Annotated in this window: 4 protein-coding genes; all 4 read left to right on the top strand. The window is 37.3% G+C overall.

What is annotated here, in order from left to right; all coding sequences use genetic code 11:
• The first annotated feature begins 703 nt into the window (after positions 1–703).
• The 4 genes from BO222_RS06285 to BO222_RS06270 all read left to right on the top strand — a co-directional run bounded on the left by BO222_RS06285 (position 704) and on the right by BO222_RS06270 (position 4,470).
• Positions 704–2,176, top strand: a complete 1,473-nt coding sequence (locus tag BO222_RS06285; RefSeq protein ID WP_075819378.1) for an LCP family protein — start codon at positions 704–706, stop codon at positions 2,174–2,176.
• Between the two features lie 190 nt (positions 2,177–2,366).
• Positions 2,367–3,131, top strand: coding sequence for a YveK family protein (locus BO222_RS06280; RefSeq protein ID WP_075819376.1), 765 nt, complete (start codon positions 2,367–2,369; stop codon positions 3,129–3,131).
• A gap of 6 nt (positions 3,132–3,137) precedes the next feature.
• The gene (locus BO222_RS06275) at positions 3,138–3,854 is read left to right on the top strand and encodes a CpsD/CapB family tyrosine-protein kinase (protein ID WP_075819374.1); all 717 of its coding nucleotides are present in this window, start codon (positions 3,138–3,140) and stop codon (positions 3,852–3,854) included.
• Complete coding sequence (locus BO222_RS06270) at positions 3,847–4,470, top strand: hypothetical protein (RefSeq protein ID WP_075819372.1); 624 nt, start codon at positions 3,847–3,849, stop codon at positions 4,468–4,470. Before BO222_RS06275 ends, BO222_RS06270 begins: the two co-directional genes overlap by 8 nt.
• Positions 4,471–4,945: the final 475 nt, after the last annotated feature.

Raw genomic sequence — 4,945 nt, 5'->3', positions numbered from 1 at the left:
AAAATTGTAGGGGATTCCTATCGTCTGAAAGATAAGCAATTTGAATTTCGAGAGGACTAAACAGTCCGGCCTCCCCCCAGGCGCCCGCGCGAGTGCAAATTGGGGGAATAGAGAGGGGTCAGGTATTGGCTGCTATAGTTAATACCTGACCCCTCTCTATTCCCCCAATTCATTACCCAAACTGTTAATTGTTTGGTTGCCCAAAATGTTAATAAATAACTTGACTCCGAACACCAGTACGTATTCAATCTGAAGACCGTCTGAGAGGTCATCTTCTGATTACTTTTATCGCTTCAATGATTGTCAAAAGAATCCAGTTGGAACTATTGAATCATGAGAATAAAAGAACCAAGAAATTGAATCCAATCAGTCTGTTTCAAAACCTGGGATATCAACGTTGTTCAGTATTCAAAGACAAAATCATTATTCATGAGGCTGATTCGAAAGCAAATCAGGGATATAAGTTATTCAAGATTAAAGTCCCTGAAGAACTCAATTTAGAGTTTAAGTAGAAAAATTTCGGGAACTACAGATTATTCTATTTGTTAAAGTTTTTATTAGCGACCAAATTTATTTCAATTTATTTCAATTTTTGAAATTAAAGCTTTGTATATAGAAATAACCAATCGATTTTGTAACAAATATTGAAAGAGATTTGCTGTGTGATTAGAATAAACCTCAGGGATTTTAAAAAGGAGAAATTATGAAAAAAGCGGGAACAATAGCAGGCATCGTTATGTCAGCTGTCCTGGCACTGACAGGTGCCTTCTTTGTTTACGAACTTTTCAAACTGGGAATGCTTCCCAAATCAATTCTTTTGATGCTTTCGATCATTATCATATTATTATGGGCGATCTGCTCATTGGTAATGATCAAGAATGATATTCATATCGCCTGGAAAGTGATCGCCTGGATCTTATCAGCAGCGATTTTAGTCAGCTGCGGTTTTGGTGCCTATACTGTGCAGTCCGGAAATAAGGCCATTACAGAGATCTCAATTCCTGAAGGAAAGTCCGGAGTCAGTCTCTATGTCTTAAATAACGGAATGATCCATAACGAAGATGGATTAAAAGATCGAAAGATCGGAGTTTTAACCACAATGAATCCAGCTGGAACTCAGATGGTACTTGACGATTTGAATCAAAAAGAAATTTCGATTCAGCAGGTTGAATTCACTTCCAGCTATAAAATGGCGCAGGCTTTAAAAGGTCAGTCCCTTGATGGAATGATTCTTGATTCAGGTTACATTGGAACTCTCAGCGAAATGCCGGATATGGAAAATATCGGTGAAGAAATCATTCCGATTATCTCGTTGGTTTATGAGCCAACAGAAGTGAAAAACGAAGCTGAATCAGTGAATACAGCACTTGAACCATTCACGATTTATATCAGCGGTATTGATACCCGGGATAACATCCTCTATCGAAACAGCCGTTCGGATGTCAACTTAATCGCAGCGGTGAATCCAACTGCTCATGAAGTCTTATTAGTATCCATTCCCCGTGACTATTATGTGGAAACTGCATGTGCTCCAGAAATGGGGTGTATGAATGGAGCGATGGATAAACTGACTCATACAGGTCTTCATGGTCCTGAAACCACCGAAATGACTCTTGAAAAACTATTGGGTATTGATATCAACTACAACATTCGAGTGAACTTTTCTAGCTTAAAAAATGTGGTAAATGAGCTTGGAGGAATTACAGTCAATAACCCGAATAATTTCTCTGCACAGGGTTATTACTTTGCCCCAGGAGAGATCACTCTAAATGGAGATGAAGCTCTGGCTTTTGTCAGAGAACGGTACAGCTTTTCTGAAGGTGATCGCGAACGCGGAAGAAACCAGATGAGAGTTTTATCTGCGATTATTCGCAAGGCTCTTTCACCGGCCATTCTGAATAACTTCAATGGAATTCTCAGTTCTCTATCCAGTTCTTTTGTGACCAACATGACCGAACAGGATATTAAGGAACTTGTTGCTGGTCAGCTGCAGAATGGCGGAGACTGGAAGATTTATTCATACAGCTTAAATGGTTCTGGCGGTACGGATTATGCCAGTGAACTTGGTGATAATGCCTATGTTATGTATCCTAACCAGGCAACTGTAGATAAAGGAAAGGCAGATATTCAGGCTGTATTAAATGGTGAAGTTCCACCATATGTCAATGAGCAGTAACATGAATAATAAAGTCAATAATCCAATACGGTAAAAGAAACCAAACGGTAAAAGTTACTTAACGGGAATAAGACTCAGGAAAAATCTGAATTGAAATTAGAATTTAAATATATAGAAGACCTATTGGCGAATTAAAATAAAGTCAGTAAAGTTTAAAGCGGAAAATCAAATAAACGCAGGATGAGGTAAGATGATGGATTCGAATTATAGATTGAAAAGAAATAATCCAAATCGAAATCAACAGGAATACATGTCATCAGTGGATGAAAATCTCAACGATGAAGTGACAATCGATTTAGGTGAATTATTTGAACAGATCAAAAAGCATATTGTTGCTTTAATCCTTTTAGTAGTTATAGGTGGAATTGGAGCTGGACTTTTTTCATGGTTTTTTATTCCAGCTACTTATGCTTCAAGTGGTACTTTGTTTTTAACTCCAAGTGTTTCTGAAGGAGAAGTTGATATTAACTCGATTAACTCCAACCAGAAACTGGTAACTAATGTTATGAACCTGCTGACGCAGGATAACATCATGAGTGTTGTAGCTCAGGAAACTGGTCTTCAGTCCGCTCAGGATGTACGTGATGTATTAACGGTAAATAACGTAAACAATACCGAGATTATCACCATTACTGCGACAACAGGTGATGCCAAGTTATCCAAGGAGATTGTTGAAGATACCATTAATATCTTTATTGATACGATGCAGGAAAGTCTGAATATTAAAAACATCACCATTACCAACCCACCAAAACTTGACTATAACCCGGTAGGTCCATCTATTCTAAAGAATTCAGTGATCGGAGCTCTGATTGGTCTTTTAATCGGTATGGGATGGATTGTCATTCGAATGATGACAGACAAACGCTTAAAAACGCGTGAAGAAGCTGAAAAATTCTTAGGAATTCCTGTTTACGCAGAATTACCAGATTTAGAAGATAAAAAAAGCAGGTAAGAAAATATGGCGAAAAATGTAATCAGAAAAAATGACGATATGAATCTGGATGAAGTTTATCGTCAGTTACGAACAAATATTGAATTCTCTCAGATGGATGAAACACTGCGTTCGATCAATGTTCTTTCAACGAACCCTAATGAAGGAAAAAGCAGCGTTTCACTGAATCTGGCAAAGATTTTTGCAGATAAATACCAGAAGGTTCTATTAATCGACTGCGATTTAAGAAACCCTTCACTGAATAAGTTTTTACGTGTTTCAAACTCAAAAGGCCTAACCAACCTTCTGACTCATTATCAAAAAGGAGATCTCATTCAGGAACAGGATGAGCTTAAAATCATTGATTTTGGAAACAATACTCAGCTGTATTTTCTTTCTACAGGAAGCAAAGTACCAAACCCTACAGAAGTGATCAGCTCAAGACGTTTTTCTACGTTCATCAATGAAGCAAAGAAACAATTTGATGCCGTAATCGTTGACTGTCCACCTGTTTTCGCAGTGGCTGATGGAATTCCAATTTCTCACGTGGTAGATGGAACTCTGTTTGTCTTAAGTGCTAAAGATACTGATAAATATGATGCCAGAGAAGCTGTGCAGGATCTGCAAAGAAATGGTGCTAACCTGATTGGTGTCGTAATGACAAAGGTACCAGGCTTCAGATCGAAACACTATTATGGCTACGGCTATGGAAAGTATGGGGGATATGGTGACAGTAATGACTAATCATTTTGGAAAAGCACTTCTAATCAGTTCCCTTTCAGCTTTAGTGCTTTTAACTGGCTGTAAGGCAGGAAATACAGTAAGTGCTGAAGATGCTTCAGAAGTCGTATTGGATGACTCCGGATATAAGCTTAACGAAGTAAGTGATTTGCGGACTCAGGAATCAAAAAACGGATATATTATCGAATTCACAACTCCAAAAGGAAACTTTAAATATGAAGTTTCCAAAAAGGGGATTATTGTAGGCCGCGAAATTTACAAAGATGTTGAGCCTAAATCAGATAACTCAACTCAAGGAAAAACGGATGTAAAAAAAGAACCAACAGAAAAATCAGAACCAGCGAAAAACGAATCTGATTCAAATAAAGAAGAAAATGTGAATCATGCTAGCGAAGATAAGGAGCAGCCTGCAGCCGAAGCTCATCAGAGCTCCAAAGATGACCAGCAAGCGATTAATTTAGCTTTAGCAAATGCGGGACTGACCAGAAATGATGTAACTGATATTTCAGTGAGTCAAGATGGAGAACTGACAGTCGTTCGTTTCCGTTTTGGTGATTATATCAACGTTTGTATGGTCAATTTAAAAGAAGGCAGAGTTGTCAGCACTTTCTTTGAGTAATTAACTCCCTTCTATATCTTTAGTCCTTGTGATTATCTATATTACTTGGAATTCACTGACCAAATCGGTATTTATTATCAAACCAATCACAAAGAACAAAAAGAGGACGTTGAAATAACGACCTCTTTTTGTTGCGTCTTGAAACTTTATTTAGACACCACTTACACAAATAAGTTTTTGTAAACGCTAAATTATTCAAAAACAGAATTACGAAAAGCGTTCAGTGTTTTTAAAAGTCTAATTTAGCTTGTTATATGGTTTTAAGAATAGCTATACAGTATTTTAAAAGTTAATTTTCAGATGTAACGAAAAGCAAAAGCGTATAATATTTAAGAATTATTAATTTTCCAATGTCGTTAAGTTAAGGAGTGTCTTCCATGCGGAATTCGCTCCTCGTTTTTTTGATTTTTAACACAAGCAGTGGAGTTGCTCCAAAAGTTTATAAATTATCCGAATATAGCACTTGACAGACCGA

The organism is Ileibacterium valens, from assembly GCF_001945525.1.
In the GTDB taxonomy this organism is placed as follows: Bacteria; Bacillota_I; Bacilli_A; order Erysipelotrichales; family Erysipelotrichaceae; genus Ileibacterium; species Ileibacterium valens.
The sequence above is the reverse complement of the archived record's forward strand: the minus strand, read 5'-3'. Positions and strand labels throughout refer to the sequence as shown.